1 protein-coding gene and 1 pseudogene are annotated in these 576 nt (G+C 57.6%); both read right to left on the minus strand.

Annotation, left to right across the window (positions count from 1 at the left end; translation table 11 throughout):
- A partial coding sequence (locus K9B32_RS28850; RefSeq protein WP_318013384.1) for a 2-dehydropantoate 2-reductase N-terminal domain-containing protein occupies positions 1-348 on the minus strand: 348 nt, incomplete at its 3' end.
- 71 nt (positions 349-419) lie between these two features.
- A pseudogene (gene cpsB, locus K9B32_RS28855) lies at positions 420-576 on the minus strand (mannose-1-phosphate guanylyltransferase/mannose-6-phosphate isomerase); the annotation flags it as partial.

A 576-nucleotide genomic window follows, 5' to 3' on the forward strand; every position in this document is an offset into this window, starting at 1 on the left:
TGCAATCTCGCGGGCGGCCGCATACACATAGCTAAGGTCGGCGTGACCATCGCCACGGCGCGACGGCGTGCCGACGGCGATGAAGACGACGTCCGCGTTCGCAACCGATGTCGCCAGCTCTTTCGAAAAATCCAGGCGACCGGCGTTGCGGTTATGTTCGATGATATTATCGAGACCGGGTTCGAAAATCGGAACCTTGCCGGCCTCCAGGGCATCAATCTTTGCGGCGGACTTGTCGACACAGGTGACATGATGGCCAAAATCGGCGAGGCAGGCACCGGAAACAAGGCCGACATAGCCCGAGCCAATCATCACAATACGCATGGATTCATTCCCTGAGACAGCGATCGCGGCCCGGCCGATTGGCGGGACCGCGATGGTGTTACAGGGGGAAGTTTATAAGTTCAAGACAACAGTGATCAGCTGCGGCCGAACTCGTCGACGATGCGGATGATATCGTCCTCTCCGAGATAGGATCCGGTTTGGACTTCGATCAGCTCGAGCATGATCTTGCCGGGATTGGCGAGGCGATGGACTTCACCAAGCGGAATGTAGACGGACTCGTTTTCCCTGAGC

It is taken from the genome of Rhizobium sp. 3T7 (assembly GCF_020166565.1).
Classification (GTDB): domain Bacteria; phylum Pseudomonadota; class Alphaproteobacteria; order Rhizobiales; family Rhizobiaceae; genus Rhizobium.